Origin of the sequence: Methylobacterium amylolyticum, from assembly GCF_030700245.1 — a bacterium.
GTDB lineage: Bacteria > Pseudomonadota > Alphaproteobacteria > Rhizobiales > Beijerinckiaceae > Methylobacterium.
Map to the genome: position 1 here is coordinate 240,072 of NZ_JAUYZI010000001.1, position 25,378 is coordinate 265,449.

Consider the following 25,378-nt stretch of genomic DNA (forward strand, 5'->3'; position numbering starts at 1 on the left):
CCGCGACGCGCCGCCCGGGGGCCGCAGCCCGAGGATGTGCGGCGCGCGCAGGGTCCGCGGCGTCACCGGGAGCCCGAGTCCGGCCGCGCCCTCGGCGAGGCGGTCGACCAGGGCCGCGAGCCGGGCCGTCACCGCGGGCACACCCCAGCCGGCGATCAGCTCCAGCCCCGCGGCGGCCATCGGCAGGGCGACCGGATCGTGCACCTCGCCCCGGTCGTAGCGCCGGGCGCCGGGGGCCGCCGCCTCGCCGCCGCGCTCCTCCAGGGGACGGCCGCCCTGCCGGTCCGGCGCCGCGTAGAGGAAGGCGACGCCGTAGGGGCCGAGCGCCCACTTGTAGGTCGGGAACGCGAGGAAGTCGGGCCGCCAGCGCGCCACGTCCACCGGGACGGCGCCCGCCGCCTGGGTGGCGTCGACGACCAGCGCCGCGCCGGCCGCCCGGATCGCGGGCGCCAGCCGGTCGAGGTCGATCCCCGTGCCGTCGCTCCAGTGCAGCGGCGTGAGGGTGGCGACGGACAGCGGCGGCGCGCCGGGCCGGTCGATCGCCGCGAGCAGGGCCGCGGTCCAGTCGCCGTCCGCGGGCCGCGGCACGGCCTCGACGACGAGACCGGCCTCCGCCGCCAGCCGGTCGAACGGGCGGCACAGGGAGGGGAACTCGTCGGCCACCCGCAGCACGCGCCCGCACGGCGGGAGCGCCAGGGTGCGGGCGGCGATCGCGACCGCGTGGGCGACCGAGCCCACCACCGCCACGTCGTCCGGCTCCGCGCCGATCAGCCCGGCGGCGGCGCGGCGCGCCCGCTCGGTCCCGGCGGGGATCGCTTCGCGCGGGTGCTCCCAGGGGCGGGCCTTGACCAGGATCCCGGCCTCGCCCGCGGCCCGCACCGCTCGCGGCAGCGGCGACCACGCCGCCGCGTCGAGGTAGCTCACGCGGGCGGGCAGCTCGAACAGGCTGCGCTGGCAGGGGAGCGGGGTCGCGGTCATCGCCGGGCACACTCGCCCACGGGATGAACCTGCGCAAACGGGCGGGCGGCGGACCGCATCACCCGAGCAGGTCGTCGAGGCCGATCCCCAGGGCGTCGGCAAGCCTGCGACAGGTCTCGACCGTGCCGTCCCGGCGGCCGGTCTCGATCTGCGACAGGTAGGCCTGCGCGATCCCGGCCCGCTCGGCGAGCAGGGAGGCGGTGAGGCCGCGATGCTCCCGCCAGACCCGGACGCGATTCTCGCCCGCGAGGAGGCGCTCGACGATCGCGGCGGGGATCAGCTCCTCATCGCCCGCCGCGAAGCGCCGCCGGAACTCGGCGAGCGCGGCGCGATCGGCCCCGTCCTCGGCGGCCTCGACGAGAGCCTTGAAATCGGGCTCGGGCAGGACGACGAGGCGCTCGCCGGCCCGCGTCGTGATCGTCTGGAGCAGCGTCTCGTCGCCCGCGCGATGCGGCGTTCCGTCGTCAATCATAGGCGTGCCCGCGCGGTGCGATGCGGATGACGGCGATCACGGTGCCGTCCTCCGTGAACAGGACCCGCCAATCCCCGACCCGCAGGCGTAGCACGCCGGGTTCACCCGTCAGCGCCTTGACGTTCCGGGCGAGCGAGGCGGGATCGGCGGCGTAGAGCGCAAGCTTGTCCAGGATGGGCCGCGAGACGTTGGTCGGCATCCGGCTCAGCGTCCGGAGCGCGCCTTTGCTGAAAGCGATGCGCTTCACGCGCCTGAAATAGCATAACGCTAAGACATGGCAAGACGGATCGCTGTCCCGGGTGCCGCCACCGGCACGATCCAACCAGGGCTCCGAACTCGGGTAACGACCAGCAACCTGTGAGAGATGCAGCCGCCTCTCTCACACGCAGTCCGTCATTCCGGGGCGCCGCAGGCGAGCCCGGAATCCAGAACCGCTGACAGTGCCGAGTCTTGCGCGCCGAGTCTTGCGCCATGCCCGGCATGCCGGGGCGGTTCTGGATTCCGGGCCCTGCTGCGCAGTCCCGGAATGACGGGGCCTCTCGCAAACACCGCTGCCAAGCCTGCGTTGACCCGAGTTCGGAGCCCTGACGATCCAACGGGCGGCCCTTGATCCGCCGCCCGCCTTGCCCCAAGCCGGATTCCATCGAGACAGCCCACGGACCGATGGTGCCCTGGACCTCCCGCGATCCCGACACCCCGCAGCGGCCGCGATGGGCCGTCTAGGCCGCGACTGCTTCGACGCCGCGCCGGTCCCGATGCGCGTGGCCGAGGCGCTGGCGCTGATCCGCGCGCGCCTCCCGGTCCTGGCGGGGATCGAGACGGTGCCGGTCGCCGCGGCGGACGGCCGGATCCTCGCGGCGGACCTCGCCGCGCCGATCGACCTGCCGCCCTTCGACAACGCCGCCGTCGACGGCTACGCCGTGGCCGCGAGCGCCCTGGGACCCGGCGAGACCGTGCTGCCGGTGCGCGGCCGCGTCCCGGCCGGCACCGCGCCGGCGGCGACCGATCCCGGCGCGGCGGTGCGGATCTTCACCGGCGCGCCGATGCCGCCCGGCACCGACACGGTGGCCATGCAGGAGGACGTGCGGGTGGCGGGCGACGGGGTCGCCCTGCCCCCCGGCCTCGCCCCGGGCGCCAACCGGCGCCGGGCGGGGGAGGATGTCGCCCGCGGCGCGCGCGCCCTCCCCGCGGGCCGGCGGCTCGCGCCCCGGGACCTCGCGCTGGCCGCCGCGCTCGGGATCCCCGCGCTGCCGGTGCGCGCGCGCCTGCGGGTGGCGCTGTTCTCCACCGGCGACGAGTTGACCGGGGCGGGCGACGCCCCCGGCCCCGCCGGCATCCACGACGCCAACCGCCCGATGCTGGCGGCGATCCTGGCCCGGCTCGGCGCCGTCCCGACCGATCTCGGGATCCTGCGCGACGAGCCCGGGGCCCTGCGCGCCCGCCTCGCGGCCGCGGCCGCCGACCACGACGTGATCCTCACCTCGGGCGGCGTCTCGGTCGGCGAGGAGGACCACGTCCGCGCCGCGGTCGAGGCCGCGGGCGCCCTGACAATCTGGCGGCTGGCGATCAAGCCCGGCCGGCCGGTCGCGCTCGGCATCGTCGCCGGGACGCCCTTCGTCGGCCTGCCGGGCAATCCCGGCGCGGCCTACGTGACGGCGCAGATCGTCCTGGCGCCCTTGATCCTGCACCTCTCCGGCGCGGCGGACGCGCCGGCCCCGCTCAGCGTCCGCAGCGGCTTCGCGCGGACCAAGCGGGCCGGCCGCCGGGAGTATCTGCGGGTCTGCCTGCGCGCCGGCCCGGACGGTGCGGCGGAGGCGGTGCCGGCGCCGGGCGGCGCGCTCTCCGGCCTCGCCGCCAGCGACGGGCTGGTCGAACTCGCCGAGGATCTGACCGAGCTCCGGCCCGGCGAGCCCCTGCCCTACCGCCCCCATCCGTTCTGAGGGCCGGCGCCTTGCCGGTGCGAGACCGGGCCTGTAGGCCCGGGCCGATCCCCTTCCAGCCCGCGGACGTCCCGTGCCCCCACTCACCGACCGCGCGCCCGCCAAGGTCAACCTCACCCTGCACGTCCTCGGTCGCCGCGACGGCGACGGCTACCACGTGCTGGAGAGCCTCGTCGCCTTCGCCGGCACCGGCGACCGGCTGACCCTCGATCCCGGCGGCGCCCTCGACCTGACGGTGAGCGGCCCCACCGCCGGCCCGGCGGGACCGAACGCCGACAACCTCGTCCTGCGCGCCGCCCGGTCGCTGGCCGCGCGGGTGCCGGGCCTGCGGCTCGGAACCTTCCACCTCGTCAAGCGCCTGCCGGTGGCGGCGGGGATCGGCGGCGGCTCGTCGGACGCGGCCGCGGCGCTGCGTCTGCTCGCGCGCCTCAACGGCCTGTCCCTCGACCATCCGGGGGTGGTCGCCGCCGCCCGGGAGACCGGGGCGGACGTGCCGGTCTGCCTGGAGCCGCGGGCGCGGATGATGCGCGGGGCCGGCGAGGAGATCGGGCCGGCGCTGGGCCTGGCGCCGCTGCCCGCGGTGCTCATCAACCCCGGCGTGCCGGTGCCGACCGCCCCGGTGTTCCGGGCGCTCGGGCTGAGGGTCGGCCAGACCCTGCCGGGCGCCGCCCACCCGGCGGTCCCGGCCGGGCTCGACCGGGAGGCGCTGCTGGCCCTGCTGGCGCCGGCCCGCAACGACCTGGAGGGGCCCGCCCTCACGGTGGCCCCGGTGATCGGCGCGGCGCTCGCCGCCCTGCGGTCCAACGGCTGCCGGCTCGCGCGCATGTCCGGCTCGGGGGCGACGGTGTTCGCGCTCTTCCCCGGTCGGCGCGCCGCCGTGGACGCGGCGCGGGCGGTGCGCGCCGCCCAGCCCGGCTGGTGGGTGGCGCCGACCTACCTGCGCTGATTTCTTTTGAATTGGGCCTTCTGGGGCTGATCGTCTCGGCGCGCCTGCATCGCCATCGCGAGCGAAGCCACCCAGGGCTGCGCGCGATCGGCAAGCGTGGCGCCGCTGGATCGCTTCGCTCCGCTCGCGAAGACGGACGGCGGCCATGACGGCCCCGACGGCCGGGAGCGGTGTCAGCGGTTGGCGGTGGTGACCGGCGAGGTGACGCCGCCCAGCGACACCCAGGCGACGGCGTCCTGGCTCTCGCGCTTGACGAACACGTAGCCGGTGCGGTGCCAGGGCAGGATGGCGCCGGTCTTGTTGTCGAGCACGAGGTCGCCGCGGTCGGTGATCAGGGTGAGCACGGCGTGGCCCTCGCCCTTCTCGTCGATGACCACGGTCATGCGCATGGCCCGGCGCGGCAGGCCGGCCTCGGCGAGCAGGCGGCGCTTGAGGAGCTGGAAGTCCTCGCAATCGCCGATGCCGTCCTCGGCCAGGTCCCAGCGGTCGGCCACGTGCAGGTGGTCCATGTCGGTCATCGCCCGGACGGTCTTGTTGACCCGGCGGTTGACCGCCACGATCGTGTTCCAGACCGTGGGCGTCAGGGTGATCCGCGCCGGCTCCGAGCGGTTCACGGCGCACTCGGCGGCGTAGCCCTGGCAGAACGTCACCCACGCCGCGATCGGCCGCGCGTCGCCCTGGACCTGCGGGCCGCTGCCGCCGGCCGGCAGGGAGGCCAGCGTCTGCCCCGCCGCGGGCAGCACCGCCATCATCGCGCCGAAGCCCAGCACGGCCAGCGCGCACCGCACCGCGGACGACACCGCACCCCGCTCCGTGGAAGCCGCGAACCGCATCGCCGTGACCCGACCGTTAAGCTCTCGTTAACGGAACGTCTCACGCCGGGGGCTCGGCGGCAATCGGGTCCTTAACGAAAGGTTAATGCTGTGGGCGGCGGCCCGAGTCCCCTCCACACGGAATGCCGGGCCGGGGCGGGCACGTCGACCGCGCGACCGTCGATCACGCCGGCTGCGCGTTGTGGATCTGCTCGAAATCGAGCGCCGCCGTGTCGATCACGATCTGCGTGCGGCTGATGACTTCGAGCTTGCGCAGGATCTCGGAGACGTGCGCCTTGACGGTGGAGTCGCCGACCTGGAGTTCGTGCGCGATCTGCTTGTTGAGCTTGCCCTGGCGGATCATCGTCAGCACCCGGAGCTGCTGCGGCGTCAGCCGGGCCACGCGCTCGGGCAGCGGCGCCTTCTTGGCGCGCGCCGCCGGGGCGGGTGCGTCGAGGCCCGGCGGGACGAACAGGGCGCCGCTCAGCACCTCGCTGATCGCCCGGGTCAGCGTCGCCTTGTCCATCGCCTTCGGGACGAAGCCCGCCGCCCCGTGCTGGAGCGCCTCCCGGGCGATCCGCGGGTCCTCGTGGCCGGACACCACCAGGATCGGCGTCCGCGGGAAACGGGCCCGGATCGTGACCAGCCCGTCGAAGCCGGTGACGCCCCGCATCGACAGGTCGAGGAGGGTGAGGTCGATGCCGCGATGGGCGGCGAGCAGGGTGCAGGCCGGCTCGATGCCGTCGGCCTCGTGCAGGGTCGCGTCCGGGTGGGCGAGGCGGATCGTGGCCGCCAGCGCGTCGCGGAACAGCGGGTGGTCGTCGACGATCAGCAGGTGCACGGCCGCGCCTCCGGAGTGCTCGGCGCGCCTTCCCGGGGGCACGCGTGCGCGGAAAGGCCTGTCGCCGCGATGAGGATTGATCGATGCGCCCGGGGGGCGCAACCGGACATTGGGCGGAGGCGGCGCCCTCGCCTGCGCCGCCGCGCTGGCGTAGACCGGCCCCACTGCCACCAGCGAGACCCCAGCGCGTGCGCCTGACCCAGATCACCCATCACGACCTCGACGGCTACGGCGCCTCCACCGTCGCCGCCCGCTTCGCCGACGTGGCGCGCGTGGTGCACGTGCCGCGCTACAGCGATGTCGGCCCGGTCTTCGAGGAGGAGGTGAAGCGCCTCGGCCGCGCGGCCGAACCCGAGATGCTGCTGATGACCGATCTCGGCCTGGAGGAGCAGACCATCGCGGGCTTCCGGAAGTTCGTGGCCATGAACCGCCGCCGCGAGGCCGGCGCGAAGCACCGGCTCGTGGTGCTCGACCACCACGCCTCCTCCCTCGACCAGCTCCGGCGCCAGGGCTTCGAGCCGCAGCCCGACCCCGACGCGCCCGGCCTCGCCCGGGCCGACCTCGGCGACCCGGACGCGACGGTGCTGATCGACGAGCGGGTCTGCGCCTCGCGGATGGCGCACGACCACCGCGCCCTCTACGCGACGCGCGAAGGCGACGGCGACCTGTCCGCGCTGATCGCGGCGGTCGACGCCCTCGACCTGTGGCGCAAGGACAGCCCGGCCTTCCCCGGCGGCACGGCGCTGGACGAGATCTTCTGGGACAACGTGTCGAACCTCGTGCCGGTCGGCCATCCCTGGCACGACCGCTTCGTCTCGGACCTGCTGCTCGCGGCCGCGGCGCGGCTCGCCGCGGGGGCGAGCCCGGCCGAGCTGGAGCGGGCGGCGGTGACGATCCGCGCGGCGTTGACCGACGCCCTGCTGCGCGACGAGCCCGAGGACGATCCGGCGCTGACCACCCGCAGCCGGATCGCCCGGGCGCTCGCGCGCTCCGAGACCCTGTTCCGCCCGCTCAAGGACGGCACGCTCCTGTCCTTCGGGCTCGATTCCGGCACCTTCCAGCGGGTCTCGGACCGGATCATGGAGGCGGGCCGGGCCAAGCGCGTCGTCAACGTGCAGCGGATGGGCACCCTGTCGTTCCGCTCGATCGACGGCACGGCGCTGGACGGCGCCCGCCTGTTCCGCGGCGGCGGCCACCGCGATGCGGCGGGCGGCCGGCTGCCGGGCGGCTCGGCCTTCTCGCAGGCCGACGCGGTGGCGCAGGTCGAGCCGATCCTCAATCCGGACAAGCCGGCCGGCTCGGACAGCCCGTTCGCGGCGCTGAAGAACTGGAAGGGGTGAGGCGGGCGGCTCTCCGCGCGGACCTCGGCCGGATTGCGGTGCGGCGGCGGTGGTTATAATCTTTTCGCGAAAAGATTATAACCGAGGTCCCGTGAGGGAGATCGATCTCGCCTATCGCACGCTGTTCGCCGAGCTGGCTCAGCGATGCCTGGACGGAGCTTTCGAGACCGACTGTCCGCTCGACGGCCGCTTCGTGACGGTGCCCGTCAAGGGGCGGGCCTACTGGTACTTCGACCGTCCGACCGGGGGGCGCGTTCGACGAAGCTACGTCGGACCGCAGGACGATCCGGAGATCGCCCGGCGCGTCGCCACGTTCCGGGAGATCAAGGACGACCTGCGGGCCCGCCGGAAGCTGGTCGCCACCCTCACCCGCGAGGCCGGCCTTCCGGCCGCGGAACGGTTTACCGGCGATGTCGTGCAGTCCCTCGCCGAGGCCGGACTGTTCCGTCTGCGCGGGGTTCTGGTCGGGACCGTCGCCTTTCAATGCTACCCGGGCGTCCTGGGCATGCGCTTTCCAGGATCCGCCTTGCAGACCGGCGACGCGGACTTCGCGCAGTTCCATTCGATCTCCGCCGCTGTCGGCGACGCGATGCCGCCGGTGTTGGAGACCCTGAGACGCGTCGACGCGACGTTTCGCGAGATCCCGCATACGGCCGATGGCCGGCGGACGACGAAGTTCCGTAACGCGCGCCGATACGAAGTCGAGTTCCTCACCCCCAATCGCGGCAGCGCGGATTACGCCGGCAGGCCGGCGGACATGCCGGCCCTCGGCGGGGCCTCCGCCGAGCCTCTGCGGTTCTTCGACTTCCTGATCTACCAGCCGGTGCGGTCGGTCCTGCTCCACCGGAACGGCGTCGGCGTGGTCGTGCCCGCCCCGGAGCGGTACGCCGTGCACAAGCTCATCGTCGCGCACCGCCGCCGAGACGACGCGGCTGGGCGGCTCAAGCGTGACAAGGACGCCCTCCAGGCAGCCGTGCTGAGCACGGCCCTGATCGAGACCCGACGAGCGGACGAACTCGCCGGCGCCTTCGCGGAGGCATGGGACCGGGGACCGGCGTGGCGGCACGCCCTGCGCGGCGGCTTGGCCGGTCTGCCGACCCGGATGCGAACCGCCGTGGTGAGCGGGTTGGCGGAAGGCTTGCAGCGCGTCGGAGAAGATCCCGCTGCCTACCGGTTGGATGGGTATCCTGCTTCGTCAGACATCGCGTGACTTGCCTGCCGCGCGGCGCGCGTCGACGGACCGCCGGTGCGTCAGAGCCGGAAATCCTCGCCCAGATACAGCCGCCGCGCCTCGGGGTTGGCCACGATCTCCTCCGGCGTGCCCTCGGTGAGGATCCGGCCGGAATGGGCGATGTAGGCGCGGTCGATCAGGCCCAGCGTCTCGCGCACGTTGTGGTCGGTGATCAGCACGCCGATGCCGCGCTGCTTGAGGTGCTTCACCAGATCCTGGATGTCGCCCACCGCGATCGGATCGATGCCCGCGAACGGCTCGTCGAGCAGCATGAAGGTCGGCGAGGAGGCGAGCGCCCGGGCGATCTCGCAGCGGCGGCGCTCGCCGCCCGACAGGGCGATCGAGGGCGCCTTGCGCAGGCGGGCGATGTCGAACTCCTCCAGCAGCGCGTCGAGCTTCTTCGCGCGCGCCTTGCGGTCGGGCTCGGCCACCTCCAGCACGGCGCGGATGTTGTCCTCGACCGACAGGCCGCGGAAGATCGAGGCCTCCTGCGGCAGGTAGCCGATGCCCAGCCGCGCCCGCTGGTACATCGGCAGGTGGGTGATCGTCAGGCCGTCGAGGCTGATATGGCCGCGGTCGGCCGCCACCAGCCCGGTGATCATGTAGAAGATCGTGGTCTTGCCGGCGCCGTTCGGCCCGAGCAGCCCCACCGCCTCGCCGGTGCGCACCGTGAGCCCGGCCTCGTGGACCACCGTGCGGGCGCCGTAGCTCTTGCGCAGGCCGTGCACGGCGAGGATGCCGGGCCCGCCCGCCTCGGCCGCCACGGGCATCTCGGCCTCCGCCGGGCGCGCGGCGCCGCGCCCGAGGAGGCGGCCGAGCAGGGAGGGCCGTCCGGCCCGCGCCGGGGCCCGGTCGCGGAGCGCCACGGCGCCGCTCACTGCGCCTGGACGCGCGGCCTGCCCGGTGCGGGCCCTTGCGCGCAGCCCTTCGCCTTGCCGTCCCGGGCCTCGGCCTTCTCGCCCGGCACGAACAGGGCCGAGACGCGCCCGCCCGCCACCGGGTCCATGTTCGCCCGGCCGCTGTTCATGTCGTAGACGAGGCGCTGCCCGCGGGTGACGTTCTGGCACTGGCTCAGCACGACGTTGCCGGTGAGCACGATGCGCTTGGCATCCTGGTCGAACACCGCGTGGTCGCCGGTGGCGACCTGATCCTTCTGCACCACGGTGACCGGTCCGGCGCACTCGACCTTCTGGATCCCGTTCTCCGCCGGGTTTCTTTGGGACGGGGCGGCCTGGGCATCCGAAGCGTCGGCGTCCGCCTTCCCCTTGCCGGCGGAAGAATCCTTGCCGCGCTTGTAGTGCACGGTCATCGTCGAGCAGCGGATCGTGCTCTCGCCCTGGACGGCCACCACGTTGCCCGCGAACACCGCCCGGTTCTCGCGGTCGAACACGTCGAGCCGGTCCGCGTCGATCTTGATCGGCTCCTTGCCGCCGCCGCCGAGATTGCCGAAGGGCGAGGCGGCGTCTTTCTTCGGCGCGGCCGTCTGCGCCGCCGCCGGGACGGCGCAGGCGAGGGAAACGGCGAGCGCGGCGCCGAGGATGCGGGACAGCGGCGCGGTCACGGCCGGTCTCCCGCGGGCGCGGCGTCCGAGGTCAGGATCCGCGGTGCGGCCGCGGGCTCGGGGCCGATCACGACGCGGACGTTGCCGACGAAGGAGATCACCCGGCCGTTCTCGACCACGTCGAGACCGTCGGCCTCCACCATCCCCCGCGGCGTCGAGACCGAGACCGGCTCGCGCGAGGTGATCGAGCCGGTCTTGAACGCCACGGCGGCCGAGCGCAGCCGCGCCGCCTCGCCGCGGTCGGTGTCGATGCGGATGTCGGTCTTCAGGTCCAGCGTCTCGCGGCCGGTGTCGAACAGGCCCGAGGCCGCCGAGAGCCGCGCCTGCCCGCCGTTGTCGTCCGTGGCGATGTGGCCGCGCATCCGCTCCAGCTCGATCAGGCTGGGCTTGCGCACGTCCTGCAACGCGGCGTCGGCGGTGACCTCGTAACCGCGCGAGCCCTTGCGGAAGCCCGAGAGTTTGGGGCTCTCCATCCGCACCTTGCTGCCGGCCAGCGTGACGGGGCCGACCGTGACGCCGGGCAGGCTCGCCGCGAAGGGGTTGAACAGGTAGGCGAGCAGCGCGGCGACCGACCCGCCGGCCGCGAGCGGGATCAGCCGGCGCAGGCGCCGCACCCGGTCGCTGTGGCGGGTGGCGCGGGCATGCGCCCGCGTGCGGGCCGCGGCCCCTCCGTTGCTGGCGTCCTCGACCGGGTTCATGCGGTGTCCGAACGGCGCGGCCCGAACGCCGCGCCAGGGGGGAATCAGGCGCGCGCGGCCCCCACCGCGCCCGCGCCTCCGGCCGGGGAATGCCCCCGACCGGTGGCGAAGTTATGGCTCGGCCGTTTCCGAATGATCAACCGAACCCGCAATCTCCGCGGTGGTCAGGCGCCGCGGGCGGCGGCGAGCGCCGCGGCGACGGTCCGCGCGAAGGCGGCGGGGTCGCGCGGGCTGTCGCCGTCCTGGATCCGGGCGAGATCGAGCAGCGTGCCGGCCGATGCGGGCAGGTCCGATTCGGGAGCCCCGGCGAGCGCCCGAATCAGCGGGTGCCGCGGGTTGATCTCCAGCACCGGCTGGGCGGCGCCGCCGCGGCCGGCCCGGCGCATCAGCCGCTGCATCTGGAGATCCGGCCCGCCTGTGCCGGCCGAGAGCACCACGGCGCTGTCGACGAGGCGGTCGGTGACGCGCACGTCCGAGACCTCGGCGCCGAGCGCGGCCTTCACCGCGGCCACGAAGGCATCGATGCCCTCGACCGCCTCGGCCTCGCCGCCCTCGGGGGCGAACTTCGACAGGTCGAGGCCGCCCTGCGTGATCGAGCGCAGCGGCTTCTCCTCGAATGTGCCGAGCTGCTCGGGCCAGAAGGCGTCGACGTGGTCGGAGAGCAGCAGCACCTCCAGCCCGCGGGCGCGGAAGCCTTCGAGCTGGGCGGAGGATTTCAGCGCCTCGGCATCGTCGGCGACGAGGTAGTAGATCGCCTCCTGCCCGTCCTTCATCCGCGAGACGTAGTCCGGCAGCGAGGTCCAGCCCTCGACCGCCGAGGAGCGGAAGCGCAGGAGCGGCGCGATCTCGCCCCGGCGCTCGTGGTCCTCGTAGATGCCCTCCTTGAGGACGGGGCCGAAATTCTCCCAGAACGTCTCGTAATCCTCGCCCTTCTTGGCGCGGCTCGTCAGCTCGGAGACGACGCGGCCGGTGACCGCCCGGCGGATCCGCGCGAGCGCGGGCGTCGATTGCAGCATCTCCCGAGAGACGTTGAGCGGCAGGTCCTCGGTGTCGACCACGCCCTGGACGAAGCGCAGCCACGCGGGCAGCAGCTCGGCCTCGTCGGTGATGAACATCCGGCGCACGTGCAGCCGCACCTTGCTCTGCCGGTCGTTGTCGAGCGCCTGGAACGGCTTCATGCCCGGCACGAACAGCAGCGCCGAGAATTCGAGCTGCCCCTCCGCCCGCCAGTGCAGGGTCGCCCACGGCTTGTCGAAGTTCATGCCGACCGAGCGGTAGAACTCCGCGTACTGCTCCTCGGTGACCTCGGACTTGGGCTTGCGCCAAAGGGCGGAGCCCTGGTTGGCCGCCTCGTCCTTGCCCTCGCGGACGATCGCCACCGGCACGGTGATGAAGTCGGCCCATTTCCGCACGAGGTGGTCGAGCCGGTAGGGCTCCAGGTACTCGTCGGCGTCCTCCTTGAGGTGGAGGACGATGTCGGTGCCGGGCTCGGCGCGCTCGGCCTTCTCCAGCGTGTAGCTGCCCTGGCCCTCGGAGGCCCAGGTCCACGCCTCGTCCGAGCCGGCCCGCCGCGAGGTGACGGTCACCCGGTCGGCCACCATGAAGGCCGAGTAGAAGCCGACGCCGAACTGGCCGATCAGGCTCGGGCGATCCTCGGCGTTGGCCGATTCGAGCGTCTGCGAGAAGGCGCGGGTGCCCGAGCGGGCGATGGTGCCGAGGTTCTGCGCCAGATCCTCCTTGGCCATGCCGATGCCCGCGTCCGACACGGTCAGCGTGCGCGCCGCCTTGTCGGGGGCGATGCGGACCTTGGCGTCCGCCGGCAGGGCGCTCGCCGCCGAGGTCAGCGCCTCGAAGCGGCGCCGGTCCATCGCGTCGGCGGCGTTGGCGACCAGCTCGCGCAGGAAGATCTCGCGGTCGGAATAGAGCGCGTGCACGACGAGGTCGAGGAGCCGACCCACCTCCGCCCCGAACGCGTGCCGCTCGATCGTCTCGCTCACGGGTGATGTCTCCGTTGCCTGGAAATGCGCGGGCGATATGCCCCCGGCTCCGGCGGTTTTCAATCCGAGATGCCCTGCCGGTGTGCCCCGCAGAGGTGCACCGGCGAGATGCCCCGCCGAACGCGCCCGCCGCGGCCGCCCGGCGGCGACGCCCGCCCGATCGGGCCCCAGTCCCGCGTTCCGCCGCGCGAATACTGTCGGCCCACTCCGTGCGCGGGCGCACCACGGCACCGGCCAAGCGTGATAGTGTCGATCCGGCAGGCAGACGGCCGGCAAGACAGTATCCGCCCCAAGATCCGCACCCCCGAGCCACCGGAGACCGACATGACCCCGCGCAGCTTCGCCCTCGCGACCGCCCTCGTGCTCGGCCTGACCGGCCTCGCCCAGGCCCAGGCGCGCAGCACGTGGCAGGAGCCCGAGCGGCGCCCGGCGGGCGGCCAACCCGCGCAGGCCGTCGAGACCGCTCCACGGGCCGAGACCGCCGCGCCGGCCCGGACCCGGGAGGCCCAGGCCCTGCCGCCGCGCGACCCGTCGCCGGCCGAGGCGCGGGCGCCGGCCGAGGTGCGGGCGCCAGCCTCTCGGGACGCGCAGGCTCCGGCCGCGCGGGAGACGACGCCGGCGGCGCGCCCCCGGGCCGAGGCCCGCCCCCGCGCCGAGCGGCGCCGCGAGGTCCGCTCGGCGCGCTACCAGGGCGGCAGCGGCGCGACCTGGAGGACGGGCCGGGACAGCCACGGCTTCGCCGGCAGCTTCGGCGGCTGCCACTTCCGCGGCTCCGCCGGTCCGAACGGCTACCGGCTCGACCGGTCCTGCTGAGGCGGGACGCGATGGGGAAGAGACCGATCGGCGAACCGGCCCTCTCGGTCGCCGACAGAACCTCGAGCCTGTTCGGGGAGCTTCTCCCAGCTCCTCCCTCATCCTGAGGTGCCGCGAAGCGGCCTCGAAGGAGGGTTCCAGGGATCGCGCGGCCGGCTGGAGGGCTCCTTCGAGGCCTCCGCTGCGCTCCGGCACCTCAGGATGAGGTGAGAGGGTAGGATCGAAGGTTCAGCGCGGACCTGCGATCGGTTCGCTTGTTCAAACAGGCTCCCTGAGCCTCCCGAAGGACCAGAGCACTCGCTTCAGGCGGCGTCGAGCCCGAGATCGATGATCGCGGCGCTGTGGGTGATCCAGCCGCAGGAGATCAGGTCGACCCCGGACGCCGCGACCGCGCCGACCGTGGCGGCCGTGATGCGGCCGGAGGCTTCCGAGAGGGCGCGGCCGTCGATCATCCCGACCGCGCGGGCGAGCTGCTCCGGGTTCATGTTGTCGAGGAGCACCGCGTCGACGCCGACCGAGAGGGCTTCGGCGAGCTGGTCGAGGTCGTCGACCTCGCACTCGATCTTCACGAGGTGCCCGGCCCGGGCGCGGGCCCGCTCGATCGCCGGCACGATGCCGCCGGCCACCGCCACGTGGTTGTCCTTGATCAGGACCGCGTCGTCGAGGCCGAAGCGGTGATTCGAGCCGCCACCGGCCCGCACCGCGTGCTTCTCCAGGGCGCGCAGGCCCGGCGTGGTCTTGCGGGTGCAGACGATCGACGCCTTGCCGTGCGGCCGGGCCGCCTCGACGAGGCCGTTGGTCGCCGTGGCGACCCCCGACATCCGGCACAGCAGGTTGAGGGCGACGCGCTCGGCGGTGAGGATCGCCCGCGCCGGGCCCTCCAGCCGCAAGACCACGTCGCCGGGGCGCACCCGGGCGCCGTCGCCAAGCGCGACGCCGACCCGCACCTCGGGATCGACCAGGGCGAAGGCGATCGCCGCGGCGTCGGTGCCGGAGATGACGCCGTCCTGGCGGGCGGCGATGACGCCCGCCATCCGCGCGCCCGGCGGGACGATCGCGTCGGTGGTGATGTCGCCGGCCCGGCCGAGATCCTCGACGAGCGCGGCGCGCACGATCGGCTCCACGAGGAGCCGCGGCAGGGGAAGGATGTCGGTCATCGGGCCAAAATCTCTTCGACGCTCTGTTCGACAGACTCTCCGACGACCGCATCGGCGGCCGGCGCCCCGGCAAGCGCCTGCGCCAGCGTCGTCTCGGTGTGGCGCGGCGGCGCGGCGTGCGGGAAGTCGCTGCGCCAGTGGGCGCCGCGGCTCTCGGTGCGCGTGAGCGCCCCGCGGGCGATCAGCAGGGCGACGAGGGCGGCGTCGCAGGTCCGCGCGTCGCGAGCGAAGGTCTCCGCCGCGGCGGCGAGGCCGGCGGCGTCGCGCACCACGCCGACATTGGACTCCATCAGCGCGCGCAGGGCCGGCAGGTCCGGGGTCCCGCGGACGGCGTCCGTCTCCGGTAGCAGCCGGCCGGGGACCGGCGCGTCGAGGGCGTCGGCGATGAAGCCCGCGTAGGCGAGCCCTTCGAGCAGGGAGTTGCTGGCGAGCCGGTTCGCCCCGTGCAGTCCGGTGGAGGAGACCTCGCCGCAGGCGTAGAGGCCGGGCACGCTGGTGGCGCCACCCCCGTCCACGCGAATCCCGCCCATGTGGTAGTGGGCCGCCGGCCGCACCGGGATCGGCTGCGTCGCCGGGTCGATGCCGGCCGCGCGGCAGAGGCCGGCCACCGTGGGGAAACGGGTCGGCATCGCCGCGCCGAGCGCTCCGCGGGCGTCGAGATAGACGGTCCGGCCGCGCTGGAGCGCCCCGAAGATGCCGCGGGCGACCACGTCGCGGGGGGCGAGGTCGCCGCCGCTGATGCCGGCCATCACCGCCTCGCCGCGCTCGTCGATCAGCCGCGCGCCCTCGCCGCGCAGGGCCTCGGTGGCGAGCGGCATCGGGTCGGCGCCCGCCGCGATGGCGGTGGGGTGGAACTGCACGAACTCCATGTCGCGCAGCACGGCGCCGGCCCGGGCGGCCAGCGCGAGGCCGCGGCCGGTGGCGCCCGGCGGGTTGGTGGTCGCCGCGTAGAGCGCGCCGACGCCGCCGGTGGCGAGCACCACGGCCCGAGCCGGGATGCGGAACCGGGCGCCGTCGCGCTCGGCGACCACGCCGGCCACCGCCCCGGAGGCGTCGCGCAGCAGGTCGCGCACGTCCGCCGTCACGACCTCGACGGAGGGGGCGGCGAGCACCGCGCGCACCAGCCCTTCGAGCACCCGCGCCCCGGTGGCGTCGCCGCCCGAGCGGACGATGCGCCGACGGCCGTGCGCGGCCTCCAGGCCAAGCGCCAGGGCGCCGTCGTCGCGCCGATCGAACGGCACGCCGATCCGCACCAGCCAGTCGATCAGCCGCGGCCCCTCGGCCGCGACCCGGAGCGCCACGTCGGGCTCGGTCAGCCCGGCACCCGCCGCCCCGGTGTCGGCGGCGTGGAGGTCGGCGGCGTCGTCGGCGCCGACCGCGGCGGCGATGCCGCCCTGCGCCCAGCCCGTGGCGGTGCCGAGCCCGATGGGCGCGGCGGTGACCAGGGTCACCGGGCGGGGCGCCAACCGCAGCGCGACGCTGAGGCCGGCGACGCCGCCGCCGACCACCACGACGCGGTCGGCCGGGTCGCGCAGAAGTGCCCGGATCGGCGCGTTCATCGCGTCCTCACGGCGAGCATGCGCTCCACCGCGGCGCGGGCGCGGTCGGCGAGCGCGGGGTCGACGGTGACCTCGTGGGTCATCGTCTCCAGGGCGCGGCGGATGTTGGCCAAGCTCATCCGCTTCATGTGCGGGCACATGTTGCAGGGCTTGATGAACTCGATGTCCGGGTTCTGGGCGGCGATGTTGTCGGCCATCGAGCACTCGGTGACGAGCACCACCTGCGACGGCCGCTTCTGGACGACGAAGTCCATCATCATCGCGGTCGAGCCGGAGAAATCCGATTCGGCGACCACGTCCGGCGGGCATTCCGGGTGGGCGATGACGGTGACGCCGGGGTAGCTGTCGCGCACGTCGCGGATGTCGGCGGGGGTGAAGCGCTCGTGCACCTCGCAGTGCCCGGCCCAGGTCAGGATCTCGACCTCCGGCACCTCGGCCTGGACGTTCTGGGCCAGGAACTCGTCGGGGATCATCAGCACCCGGGGCGCGTTCAGCGAGCGCACCACCGCCACCGCGTTGCCGCTGGTGCAGCACAGGTCCGATTCGGCCTTCACCGCCGCGGAGGTGTTGACGTAGGTCACCACCGGCACGCCCGGGTATTTCCGCCGAAGCCCGCGCACGTCTTCCGCGGTGATCGAGTCCGCGAGCGAGCAGCCGGCGCCCATGTCCGGGATCAGCACGGTCTTGGCCGGATTGAGGAGCTTGGCCGTCTCCGCCATGAAGTGGACGCCGGCCAGCACGATCACGTCGGCGTCGACGTTCACCGCCTCGCGGGCGAGCGCGAGGCTGTCGCCGACGATGTCCGACACCGTGTGGAAGATCTCCGGCGCTTGGTAGTTGTGCGCGAGGATCACGGCGTTCCGCTCGCGCTTGAGCCGCAGGATCGCCTCGATGTCGGGGGCGAGCGCCGGCCACTCGATCGCCGGAACGTGCCGGCTGACGCGGGCGTACAGGTCGGGAAGCGGCAGGGCCCCGGCATCGAAACCGCGGGGGCGGGAGACAGGCGCGACGGTCGCCGCCATGGCGTCCTCCTTTATGCTCACTTTGAGCATTGTGCCGCCTAACTTATGGGGCCGGCGGGCGCCTGTCCAGATATGCTAGCCCTGAGCATAAATCTTTTGCGGTGCGATGTTTCGCTGCGCTGCGGCGAGAACGGGGCTCCGGGAGGCGTCCGGCGCGCGAGGGGTCAGGTGCGAAGCTCGACGGCGAGCATCTCGCCCTCCGCGCAGGTCTCGCCGCCGGCCGCGAGCGCCAGCGCGACGACGGCCTTGCGGCCCTCCAGCGACACCAGCCGGCCGGTGACGAGCAGTTCCGCGCCGAGCGGCGTCGGCCGCCGGAAGTCGACGCGCAGCGAGGCGGTCACGAACCGGATCGGCGGCCCGTCGTCGCCGAGCGCCCGGCCGCGGGCCCGGTTGGCGAAGGCCGCGGCGGAGGCCGTGCCGTGGCAGTCGAGCAGCGAGGCGATCAGGCCGCCGTAGACGTTGTCCGGCACGCCGCCGCTGTGGCGCCGGTCCGGCGTGAACCGGGCCTCGGTCCGGTCCTCCAGCAGGTAGCTCTTGAGGTGCAGTCCGGCGGGGTTGGCCGGCCCGCAGCCGTAGCAGTGGGCGAAGGTCGGCGGGTAATGGTCCTGGATCGCTCGCATGGGGTCTCCTCCGCGGGGCTTCGTCAGAGCCGGACGATCGCGTCGAGGCCGACCAGCACCAGCGGCAGGACGGCGATCGCCAGGACCGTCTGCGTCGCGGTGATGCCGGCCATCAGCGGCGCGTCGCCGCCGAGCTGGCGCGCCATGACGTAGGCGGACGAGGCGGTCGGCAGCGCCTGGAACAGCAGCGCCGTGGTCAGAGCCGGCCCGTCCAGCCCGAGCGGCGCGGCGACCAGCACGGTGACGGCGGGCATCGCCAGGAACTTCATCGCCGAGGACGAGACGACCGGGCGCACCCAGTGCCGCGCCGCCCGGAATTCGAGCGCCGCGCCGATGCACAGGAGGCCGAGCGGCAGCGCCGCCGCGCCGAGCGCCCGCAGGGCCGGCTCCAGCCCCGCCGGGATGCCGAGCCCGAGCGCCTGGAAGGCGATGCCGCCGAACGATCCCAGCACCAGCGGGTTGGTGGCGACCTGCCTGAGGATGCCGCGCCCGGTCAGCCGCGCCGATCCGTGCCGGGCGAAGACCAGCACGCAGAGGATGTTGACGGTCGGCACGATCGCGGCGTTGCAGATCGCCGCGAGCGCCAGGCCCTTCGCGCCGAACAGTCCGGTCGCGAGCGTGACGCCGACGTAGTTGTTGAAGCGCACGCTCCCCTGGAACACCGAGGTGAAGGCCGGGCCCTCTACCCCCAGGAGCGGCCGCAGGGCGACGACGAGCACGGCCACGGCGACCGTCGAGAGCACCAGCGTCAGGGCGAGCTCGCCCACCGGCAGTGCCTCCAGCCGCGCGGTGGCGAGGCCGTGGAAGAACAGGCACGGAACGAGGACGTAGTAGCAGAGTCGCTCGGCCTGCGGCCAGAACCGGTCGTCGAGGAAGCGGCGGTGCCGCAGCAGGGCGCCGAGCCCGATCAGCACCACGATCGGCAACAGGGCCAGGAGGACGGCGCCGGTCACGGCCGGGCGACCGGGATCGCCCCGATGCCGGGCCCTCCCCCGATGCCGGGCGATCGGTCGGTGGCGGTCGACGTGGTTCGGGCGGCTGTCGTCATGCCGCTGACCTACCACCCAGAAACCACGAGGAAAAATTCTGAATTCTCGACCGTCCAATGATATCATCTCATCGATGACGCCGCGCCGTCGACCCGGCGCCGGGTCGGGGAGAGGATCGGGTCATGTCGCTGCGCGCCCTGCGGACCCTGCACGCCATCGTCCGGCACGGCTCCTTCGCCCGGGCGGGCGAGGCCGTCGGGCTCACGCAATCGGCGGTCAGCCTTCAGGTGAAGGGTCTGGAGGACGAGTTCGGCGCGGCCCTGTTCGACCGGTCCCGCCGGCTGCCGCGGCTCACCGCGGCGGGCACGATCGTGGTCGAGCGCTCACGCGACGTGCTGGCCCTCTACGACGGGATCGCGGCGGCGCTCGGCGACGAGCAGGCGCTCGCCGGGCGCCTGCGGCTCGGCGCGGTACAGACCGCCCTGTCCGGCGTGCTGCCGGAGGCGCTGGCCGCCCTCAGCCGCTCGCACCCGCGCGTGCGGGTCCACGTCTCGGCGGGACTGTCGGTGCAGCTCGCCCTGCGGCTCGCCGCCGGGGAGCTCGACGCCGCCGTGACGACCGAGCCGGTCCGGCCCCACCCGCCGGACCTGACCTGGACGCCCCTCTACGAGGACCGCTTCTGGCTGCTCGCGCCGCCCGGCCACGGCGGGGAGCAGCCGCGCGCGCTGCTGACCGAGCTGCCGTTCATCCGCTTCGACAGCCAGACCTGGGCCGGCCGCGTGATCGACCGGGAGCTGCGGCGGATGCGGCTGGAGGTCCGGGAGGAGATGGTGCTGGACAGCCTGGAGGCGATCGTGCGGATGGTCGAGCGCGGTCTCGGGGTCGCGATCGTCCCGCTGTCCGACGACAGCCTCGCGGGCCTGCGCCTGACCGCCCGGCCGTTCGGAGACCCGCACCTGTTCCGGCGCATCGTGCTGCTGGAGCGGTCGGACCGGAGCGGCGGCCGGCTCGCCGCCGCCCTCGCCGAGGCCGTGACGACGATCAAGGCCGGCCGGGTCGCGCCGCCCGATCCGGGGCGCTAGAGCGCTCGCCGCCGAGGCGGACACCGGCTCGGCGCGAGAGCGCGCGTCGAAACGAAGGCTCGAAGCCGTGCCCGACGGCAACGCGCAGAGCACACGGCAGTCCGGAGTGCAGCCCCGCGGATCCCATCAGACCCCCTCATCCTGAGGCGCCCCTTGCCGTGGCAAGGGGCCTCGAAGGAGCCCTCCAGAGGGCGCCGTGATCCCTGGAGCCCTCCTTCGAGGCCGCTCCGCGGCACCTCAGGATGAGGAACAGGGTCGGATGCGCCGCCCGGCACGCACCGTCATGGACCGTGTTGCAACGCGATCGGGAACGGCTCTCGCGGCCCGGACGCTCAGCAGAAGGTCGCCGGGTCCGGCCCGATCCGCCCGTCCGGCCGGTCGAGCCCGGCGATCCGCGCCATCTCGGCCTCGCTCAGGCTGAAGTCGAACACCGAAATGTTCTCGACGATGCGCTCGGGGCGGGCGGTCTTCGGGATGGCGACGCAGCCGAGCTGGACGTGCCAGCGCAGCACCACCTGGGCCGGCGTCCTGCCGTGCGCCTGCGCGATGGCGACGATCGCCGGGTCGTTCAGCTCCTTGCCCTGTCCCAGCGGGCTCCACGATTCGGTGACGATCCCGAGGCGGGAATCGTCCGCCCGCGGCGCCTTGCGCTGGAAGTGCGGGTGCAGCTCGATCTGGTTGACCGCAGGGGTCACGCCGGTCTCGCCGATCAGCACCGCGAGGTTCTCGGGCGTGAAGTTCGACACGCCGATCGACTTGACCCGGCCCGATTCGCGCAGCGCGATCATCGCCTTCCACGTCTCGACGAACAGGCGCTGGCGCGGGCACGGCCAGTGGATCAGGTAGAGATCGACGTAATCGACCCCGAGCCGCTTCAGGCTCTCGTCGAAGGCCTTGCGCGTCTCGTCCCGGCCCTGGCGGTCGTTCCAGAGCTTGGTGGTCAGGACGATCTCCTCGCGCGGCACGCCGGCCTCGCGCACCGCGCGGCCGACGCCGGCCTCGTTGCCGTAGATCGCCGCGGTGTCGATCAGCCGGTAGCCGGCCTTGAGCGCCCGGCCGACGATGTCCGGGGCCTGGGCGTCCGAGAGCTGCCAGCAGCCGAAGCCGATCTGCGGGATCGCGCGGCCGTCGTTGAGCGTCAGGGTCGGGACGGGGGCCATGCGGCTCTCCTCGCGCGGCGTCGGGACTGCCCCTCACCTGTGGCAGGCGGGCCGCGCGATCCAGTGCTGCGCGACTGTCCCCGCGTCCCTCGGGCGCAGTCTGGAGCGGATCCAACCTGGGCGTGCAGCGTTCCCCAGCGGAATTCCAGCGGCCCCGCGCTCCGTCGCGCCCCGCGCCTCGCCCTCACGGGACGACAGCATGACAGACCAGACTCCGAAGAGGCCGCTCGCGCCGACGCGGCGCGCCGTGGTGGAGGGCTGCGCGCTGGCCGGCGCGGCCGCCGGCATGGCCGGTCTCGGCTTCCGGGCCGTCCCGGCGGCGGCCGCGCCGGCCGCTCCGGCCATCCCCGCCGCCCCCGGCGATCCCGCCCCGCAGACGATGCCGGTCCGGCTCACCGTGAACGGGGCTCCGCGCGACCTCGTGCTCGACACCCGCACGACGCTCCTCGACGCCCTGCGCGAGCACCTCGCCCTCACCGGCACGAAGAAGGGCTGCGACCACGGCCAGTGCGGCGCCTGCACGGTGCTGGTCGAGGGCCGGCGGATCAACGCCTGCCTGACGCTCGCGGCGATGCACGAGGGCGACGCGATCACCACGATCGAGGGCCTCGCGGACGGCGACGCGCTCCACCCGATGCAGGCCGCCTTCATCGCGCATGACGGCTTCCAGTGCGGCTACTGCACGCCCGGCCAGATCTGCTCGGCGGTGGGGATGCTGGGCGAGGCCAAGGCCGGCTGGCCGAGCCACGTGACCGAGGACGTGGCGGCCGCGCCCGCCCTGAGCGACGACGAGATCCGCGAGCGGATGAGCGGCAACCTCTGCCGCTGCTCGGCCTACCCGAACATCGTCGCGGCGATCCGCGACACCGCCGGGTCGAACCTGTGAGGGGGCGGACATGAAGGCTTTCACCTACGAGCGCCCCGCCAGCATCGCCGACGCGGCCCGGCTCGCGGCCGAGCGGCCGAACGCCAAGTTCATCGCCGGCGGCACCAACCTCCTCGACCTGATGAAATTGCAGGTCGAGACCCCCGCCACCCTGATCGACGTCAACCGGCTGCCGCTCGACCGGGTCGAGGACACGTCCGAGGGCGGCCTGCGGGTCGGCGCGCTGGTGCGCAATGCCGACCTCGCCGCCCATCCGCGGGTGCGCAAGGACTACGCGGTGCTGGCCAAGGCCCTGCTCGCCGGCGCCTCGGGGCAGCTCCGCAACCGGGCGACGACCGCCGGCAACCTGCTCCAGCGGACCCGCTGCTACTATTTCTACGACACGTCCATGCCCTGCAATAAGCGCGAGCCCGGCTCCGGCTGCTCGGCGATCGGCGGGTTCAACCGGATCATGGCAGTGCTCGGCACCTCCGAGGCGTGCATCGCCACCAACCCCTCCGACATGAACGTCGCGCTGCGGGCGCTCGACGCGACGGTGGAGACCGTCGACGCGCGGGGCGGATCCCGAACGATCCCGATCGCGGATTTCCACCGCCTGCCCGGCGACACGCCGCAGGTCGAGACGGACCTGAAGCCCGGCGAGATGATCACCGCGGTGACGCTGCCGAAGCCGGTGCCCGGTACGCACATCTACCGGAAGGTGCGCGACCGCGCCTCCTACGCCTTCGCCACCGTCTCGGTGGCCGCCGTGATCGGCGCCGACAAGGGCGGCAGGGTCGAGGCCGCGCGCCTCGCCTTCGGCGGTCTCGCGCACAAGCCGTGGCGGGTGGCCGAGGCGGAGGCGGCCCTCGTCCGGACCGGCTCGGCCGACGCCGCCGCCGACGCGGTGCTGGCTGGCGCGCGCGGCTACGGGTCCAACGACTTCAAGATCCCGCTGACCCGCCGGACCCTGCGCGCCGTGATGGCGCAGGCGACCCGGGCCTGACCCGCGCGACCTCGATCCCGCGAACCCGATCCCTACGACAAGGACCGTCGTCATGGAGATGAACCAGCCGATCGGCCGCACGCCGCTCGACGACCGGCCGGACGGGCTCGTCGGCCGCCCCCTCGACCGGGTCGACGGCCCGCTGAAGGTGACGGGCCGCGCGCCCTACGCCTACGAGGTCCGTGAGCTGGCCGACCCCGCCTACGGCTTCATCGTGCCGGCGACAGTCAGCGCCGGCACGATCCGCGCGATCGACGCCGACGCCGCCCGCCGCGCCCCCGGCGTCATCCTCGTGATGACCCACGAGAACGTGCCGGAGCAGGGCGAGAAGAAGGAGCAGGTCTGGCCCCAGCTCGCGGGCACGCAGGTGCGGTTCCGCGGCCAGCCGGTGGCCTTCGTCGTGGCCGAGACCTTCGAGCAGGCGCGCGCCGCGGCGATGCTGGTCGCGGTCACCTACGACCGGTCGAAGCCCAAGGGTCTGCTGCGCGAGAATCTGGCGGCGGCCTACGAGCCGAAGCCCGTGAATTCGCCCCCCGACTCGGCGCTCGGCGATTTCGACGCGGCCTTCGCCGCCGCGCCCGTGCGGATCGATGCCGAGTATACGACCCCGGTCCAGATCCACGCGCAGATGGAGCCGCACGCGACCATCGCCGCCTGGGACGGCGACCGGGTGACCCTCCACACCGCCAACCAGATGCTCAACCGCGGCCAGAAATCCCTGGCCGCGGTGCTCAAGCTGCCGCCCGAGAACGTCCGGCTGGTGAGCCGCTACATCGGCGGCGGTTTCGGCTCCAAGCTCCAGCCCCTGCCCGAGGCGACGCTGGCCGCGCTCGCCGCCCGGGTGGTCCGCCGCCCGGTGAAGGTGGCGCTGACCCGCCAGCAGGAATTCTCGGTCGGCACCCACCGGACCGACACGATCCAGCGGATCCGGCTGGGCGCGGACCGCGACGGGCGCCTCCAGGCCATCGCCCACGAATCGTGGTCGGACACGGCCGAGGGCGACGGGTTCTTCGAGACCTCGGCCAACGTCACGCGCTCGCTCTACGCCGCCGCCAACCGGGTGACGCGCCACCGGCTCGTCAACCTCAACGTGCCGCTCGCCTCGGCGATGCGCGCGCCGGGCGAGGCCGTGGGCCAGCTCGCCTTCGAGTGCGCCATGGACGAGCTGGCCGAGCGCCTCAAGCTCGACCCGATCGAGCTGCGCGTGCGCAACGAGCCCGCCGAGGATCCCGAGAAGAAGGTGCCGTTCTCGGTCCGGCAGCTCGTGCCGTGCATGCGCGAGGGCGCGCGGCTGTTCGGCTGGGACGGGCGCGCGGCGCCGGGCACCCGGCGCGAGGGCGACTGGCTCGTGGGCATGGGCATGTCGGCGGCCGCCCGCCTCAACCCGCTGATGGCCTCCTCCGCCAAGGTGCGGCTGGGGCCGGACGGCGTGCTGACGGTGCGGATGGCGATGACCGACATCGGCACCGGCACCTACACGATCCTCACCCAGATCGCCGCCGAGATGCTGGGCCTGCCCCCGAACCGCGTGCGGGTGGAACTCGGCGACACCGACCTCCCCTACGCGTCCGGGTCCGGCGGCTCGTTCGGCGCCGGCTCGGCCGGCTCGGCGCTCTACGTCGCCTGCGACAACCTCCGGAAGGCGCTGATCCGGGCCGGCGACCTCAACCCGGACGGCGCGGTGTTCCGCGACGGGGCGGTCACCTCGGGCAACCGCACGGAATCGCTCGCCAATCTCGCCGGCAGGACCGGGATGGAGGAGGCGGGCGAGATCAAGCCCGGCGAAATGAAGGCGAAGTTCTCGCAATACTCCTACGGGGCGCATTTCGCCGAGGTCGGCGTCGATGCCGAGACGGGCGAGATCCGCCTGCGCCGGATGCTCGGCGTGTTCACCGGCGGGCGCATCCTCAACGCCAAGACCGCCCGCAGCCAGGCGATCGGCGGCATGACCTTCGGCGTCGGCGCGGCGCTGATGGAGGAGGCGGTGACCGACCCGCGCCACAGCTACTACGTCAACCACGATCTGGCCGAGTACCACGTGCCCGTCCACGCCGACGTGCCGGCGATCGACGCGGTCTTCCTGCCCGAGCTCGACGACAAGGCGAACCCGCTCAAGAGCAAGGGGCTCGGCGAGCTCGGCATCTGCGGGGCCGGCGCGGCGCTGGCCAACGCCGTCTACAACGCCACCGGGATCCGCATCCGCGACTATCCCCTGACCCTCGACAAGGTGCTGAAGGGGTTCGAGGAGCGGGAGGGTCAGGCCCAGCGCCGGACCTGACCCGCGGCGGC

The 25,378-nt window shown here is 73.9% G+C and carries 23 protein-coding genes and 1 pseudogene; 9 read left to right on the top strand and 15 right to left on the bottom strand.

The genetic code is table 11. The annotated features are described in order from the left end of the window. Window positions 1-303: 303 nt before the first annotated feature. The 3 genes and pseudogenes from Q8W71_RS01310 to Q8W71_RS01320 all read right to left on the bottom strand — a co-directional run. A pseudogene (locus tag Q8W71_RS01310) lies at window positions 304-978 on the bottom strand (aminotransferase class V-fold PLP-dependent enzyme); the annotation flags it as partial. A 58-nt stretch (window positions 979-1,036) separates the two neighbouring features. Further along, complete coding sequence (locus Q8W71_RS01315) at window positions 1,037-1,450, bottom strand: helix-turn-helix domain-containing protein (protein ID WP_305523500.1); 414 nt, start codon at window positions 1,448-1,450, stop codon at window positions 1,037-1,039. After that, window positions 1,443-1,649 carry a type II toxin-antitoxin system RelE family toxin gene (locus Q8W71_RS01320; RefSeq protein WP_305523501.1) on the bottom strand — a complete coding sequence of 69 codons (207 nt, stop codon included), beginning with the start codon at window positions 1,647-1,649 and terminating at the stop codon, window positions 1,443-1,445. The genes Q8W71_RS01315 and Q8W71_RS01320 overlap by 8 nt, the downstream gene beginning before the upstream one ends. 511 nt (window positions 1,650-2,160) lie before the next feature. Between Q8W71_RS01320 and Q8W71_RS01325 the strand changes: the two genes are divergently transcribed. Together Q8W71_RS01325 and Q8W71_RS01330 are read left to right on the top strand one after the other, a co-directional pair. After that, window positions 2,161-3,390 (top strand): molybdopterin molybdotransferase MoeA, encoded by a 1,230-nt coding sequence (locus Q8W71_RS01325; RefSeq protein WP_305523502.1) that lies wholly within the window; start codon window positions 2,161-2,163, stop codon window positions 3,388-3,390. A 73-nt stretch (window positions 3,391-3,463) separates the two neighbouring features. Continuing rightward, window positions 3,464-4,336: a 4-(cytidine 5'-diphospho)-2-C-methyl-D-erythritol kinase gene (locus Q8W71_RS01330; RefSeq protein WP_305523503.1), complete on the top strand. Its 873-nt coding sequence runs from the start codon at window positions 3,464-3,466 to the stop codon at window positions 4,334-4,336. Between the two features lie 173 nt (window positions 4,337-4,509). Here the strand turns inward: Q8W71_RS01330 and Q8W71_RS01335 are convergent, their stop codons facing one another. Next, window positions 4,510-5,169, bottom strand: coding sequence for a transglutaminase-like cysteine peptidase (locus tag Q8W71_RS01335; protein WP_305523504.1), 660 nt, complete (start codon window positions 5,167-5,169; stop codon window positions 4,510-4,512). A 163-nt stretch (window positions 5,170-5,332) separates the two neighbouring features. Continuing rightward, a complete protein-coding gene (locus Q8W71_RS01340) occupies window positions 5,333-5,989 on the bottom strand; it encodes a response regulator (RefSeq protein WP_305523505.1) in 657 nt (218 codons plus the stop codon). A gap of 188 nt (window positions 5,990-6,177) precedes the next feature. Between Q8W71_RS01340 and Q8W71_RS01345 the strand changes: the two genes are divergently transcribed. Then, window positions 6,178-7,329, top strand: a complete 1,152-nt coding sequence (locus tag Q8W71_RS01345; protein WP_305523506.1) for a dimethylmenaquinone methyltransferase — start codon at window positions 6,178-6,180, stop codon at window positions 7,327-7,329. Between the two features lie 91 nt (window positions 7,330-7,420). Beyond that, window positions 7,421-8,539 (top strand): nucleotidyltransferase family protein, encoded by a 1,119-nt coding sequence (locus Q8W71_RS01350; protein ID WP_305523507.1) that lies wholly within the window; start codon window positions 7,421-7,423, stop codon window positions 8,537-8,539. Between the two features lie 41 nt (window positions 8,540-8,580). Here the strand turns inward: Q8W71_RS01350 and lptB are convergent, their stop codons facing one another. From lptB to htpG, 4 genes are all read right to left on the bottom strand, one after another. Continuing rightward, on the bottom strand, window positions 8,581-9,438 hold the full coding sequence (gene lptB, locus Q8W71_RS01355) for an LPS export ABC transporter ATP-binding protein (RefSeq protein WP_370875308.1): 858 nt from the start codon (window positions 9,436-9,438) through the stop codon (window positions 8,581-8,583). Then, window positions 9,435-10,109 (bottom strand): LptA/OstA family protein, encoded by a 675-nt coding sequence (locus tag Q8W71_RS01360; RefSeq protein WP_305523584.1) that lies wholly within the window; start codon window positions 10,107-10,109, stop codon window positions 9,435-9,437. Before Q8W71_RS01360 ends, lptB begins: the two co-directional genes overlap by 4 nt. Window positions 10,110-10,117: 8 nt before the next feature. Continuing rightward, window positions 10,118-10,819: an LPS export ABC transporter periplasmic protein LptC gene (lptC, locus tag Q8W71_RS01365; protein WP_305523509.1), complete on the bottom strand. Its 702-nt coding sequence runs from the start codon at window positions 10,817-10,819 to the stop codon at window positions 10,118-10,120. A gap of 164 nt (window positions 10,820-10,983) precedes the next feature. Further along, complete coding sequence (gene htpG, locus Q8W71_RS01370; protein WP_305523510.1) at window positions 10,984-12,816, bottom strand: molecular chaperone HtpG; 1,833 nt, start codon at window positions 12,814-12,816, stop codon at window positions 10,984-10,986. Window positions 12,817-13,140: 324 nt separating this feature from the next. On the opposite strand from htpG, the gene Q8W71_RS01375 reads away from it, so the two are divergent. Continuing rightward, window positions 13,141-13,629 carry a hypothetical protein gene (locus tag Q8W71_RS01375; protein WP_305523511.1) on the top strand — a complete coding sequence of 163 codons (489 nt, stop codon included), beginning with the start codon at window positions 13,141-13,143 and terminating at the stop codon, window positions 13,627-13,629. 302 nt (window positions 13,630-13,931) lie between these two features. Here Q8W71_RS01375 and nadC read toward each other — a convergent pair whose 3' ends face one another. The 5 genes from nadC to Q8W71_RS01400 form a co-directional block, all read right to left on the bottom strand. Beyond that, on the bottom strand, window positions 13,932-14,786 hold the full coding sequence (gene nadC / locus Q8W71_RS01380; RefSeq protein ID WP_305523512.1) for a carboxylating nicotinate-nucleotide diphosphorylase: 855 nt from the start codon (window positions 14,784-14,786) through the stop codon (window positions 13,932-13,934). Then, window positions 14,783-16,345, bottom strand: coding sequence for an L-aspartate oxidase (locus tag Q8W71_RS01385; RefSeq protein WP_305523513.1), 1,563 nt, complete (start codon window positions 16,343-16,345; stop codon window positions 14,783-14,785). The genes nadC and Q8W71_RS01385 overlap by 4 nt, the downstream gene beginning before the upstream one ends. After that, entirely contained in the window at window positions 16,342-17,367 is a 1,026-nt protein-coding gene (gene nadA / locus Q8W71_RS01390; RefSeq protein ID WP_305523514.1) for a quinolinate synthase NadA, read from the bottom strand. Before nadA ends, Q8W71_RS01385 begins: the two co-directional genes overlap by 4 nt. A 164-nt stretch (window positions 17,368-17,531) precedes the next feature. Further along, a complete protein-coding gene (locus tag Q8W71_RS01395; protein WP_305523515.1) occupies window positions 17,532-17,987 on the bottom strand; it encodes a PaaI family thioesterase in 456 nt (151 codons plus the stop codon). 23 nt (window positions 17,988-18,010) lie between these two features. After that, window positions 18,011-18,940 (bottom strand): AEC family transporter, encoded by a 930-nt coding sequence (locus Q8W71_RS01400; protein ID WP_305523516.1) that lies wholly within the window; start codon window positions 18,938-18,940, stop codon window positions 18,011-18,013. Between the two features lie 218 nt (window positions 18,941-19,158). Here Q8W71_RS01400 and Q8W71_RS01405 point away from each other — a divergent pair, with 218 nt between their 5' ends. Then, on the top strand, window positions 19,159-20,058 hold the full coding sequence (locus Q8W71_RS01405; RefSeq protein ID WP_305523517.1) for a LysR family transcriptional regulator: 900 nt from the start codon (window positions 19,159-19,161) through the stop codon (window positions 20,056-20,058). Window positions 20,059-20,390: 332 nt separating this feature from the next. Here the strand turns inward: Q8W71_RS01405 and Q8W71_RS01410 are convergent, their stop codons facing one another. Beyond that, window positions 20,391-21,218 carry an aldo/keto reductase gene (locus Q8W71_RS01410; protein ID WP_305523518.1) on the bottom strand — a complete coding sequence of 276 codons (828 nt, stop codon included), beginning with the start codon at window positions 21,216-21,218 and terminating at the stop codon, window positions 20,391-20,393. A 199-nt stretch (window positions 21,219-21,417) separates the two neighbouring features. Between Q8W71_RS01410 and paoA the strand changes: the two genes are divergently transcribed. The 3 genes from paoA to Q8W71_RS01425 are packed head-to-tail and all read left to right on the top strand — an operon-like array spanning window position 21,418 to window position 25,367. Beyond that, on the top strand, window positions 21,418-22,104 hold the full coding sequence (paoA, locus tag Q8W71_RS01415) for an aldehyde dehydrogenase iron-sulfur subunit PaoA (RefSeq protein ID WP_305523519.1): 687 nt from the start codon (window positions 21,418-21,420) through the stop codon (window positions 22,102-22,104). 10 nt (window positions 22,105-22,114) lie between these two features. Further along, window positions 22,115-23,089, top strand: a complete 975-nt coding sequence (locus tag Q8W71_RS01420; RefSeq protein ID WP_305523520.1) for an FAD binding domain-containing protein — start codon at window positions 22,115-22,117, stop codon at window positions 23,087-23,089. A 52-nt stretch (window positions 23,090-23,141) separates the two neighbouring features. Then, window positions 23,142-25,367, top strand: a complete 2,226-nt coding sequence (locus tag Q8W71_RS01425; protein ID WP_305523521.1) for a xanthine dehydrogenase family protein molybdopterin-binding subunit — start codon at window positions 23,142-23,144, stop codon at window positions 25,365-25,367. Window positions 25,368-25,378 lie beyond the last annotated feature (11 nt).

Bases quoted from the DNA above. Each gene is read 5' to 3' on its own strand.
- Q8W71_RS01410 (WP_305523518.1), bottom strand. From the start codon at position 21,218: ATGGCCCCCGTCCCGACCCTGACGCTCAACGACGGCCGCGCGATCCCG.
- Q8W71_RS01385 (WP_305523513.1), bottom strand. From the start codon at position 16,345: ATGAACGCGCCGATCCGGGCACTTCTGCGCGACCCGGCCGACCGCGTC.
- lptC (WP_305523509.1), bottom strand. From the start codon at position 10,819: ATGAACCCGGTCGAGGACGCCAGCAACGGAGGGGCCGCGGCCCGCACG.
- Q8W71_RS01425 (WP_305523521.1), top strand. From the start codon at position 23,142: ATGGAGATGAACCAGCCGATCGGCCGCACGCCGCTCGACGACCGGCCG.
- nadC (WP_305523512.1), bottom strand. From the start codon at position 14,786: ATGACCGACATCCTTCCCCTGCCGCGGCTCCTCGTGGAGCCGATCGTG.
- nadA (WP_305523514.1), bottom strand. From the start codon at position 17,367: ATGGCGGCGACCGTCGCGCCTGTCTCCCGCCCCCGCGGTTTCGATGCC.
- Q8W71_RS01420 (WP_305523520.1), top strand. From the start codon at position 22,115: ATGAAGGCTTTCACCTACGAGCGCCCCGCCAGCATCGCCGACGCGGCC.
- Q8W71_RS01395 (WP_305523515.1), bottom strand. From the start codon at position 17,987: ATGCGAGCGATCCAGGACCATTACCCGCCGACCTTCGCCCACTGCTAC.
- Q8W71_RS01405 (WP_305523517.1), top strand. From the start codon at position 19,159: ATGTCGCTGCGCGCCCTGCGGACCCTGCACGCCATCGTCCGGCACGGC.
- Q8W71_RS01325 (WP_305523502.1), top strand. From the start codon at position 2,161: ATGGGCCGTCTAGGCCGCGACTGCTTCGACGCCGCGCCGGTCCCGATG.
- Q8W71_RS01375 (WP_305523511.1), top strand. From the start codon at position 13,141: ATGACCCCGCGCAGCTTCGCCCTCGCGACCGCCCTCGTGCTCGGCCTG.
- Q8W71_RS01335 (WP_305523504.1), bottom strand. From the start codon at position 5,169: ATGCGGTTCGCGGCTTCCACGGAGCGGGGTGCGGTGTCGTCCGCGGTG.
- paoA (WP_305523519.1), top strand. From the start codon at position 21,418: ATGACAGACCAGACTCCGAAGAGGCCGCTCGCGCCGACGCGGCGCGCC.
- Q8W71_RS01315 (WP_305523500.1), bottom strand. From the start codon at position 1,450: ATGATTGACGACGGAACGCCGCATCGCGCGGGCGACGAGACGCTGCTC.
- Q8W71_RS01320 (WP_305523501.1), bottom strand. From the start codon at position 1,649: ATGCCGACCAACGTCTCGCGGCCCATCCTGGACAAGCTTGCGCTCTAC.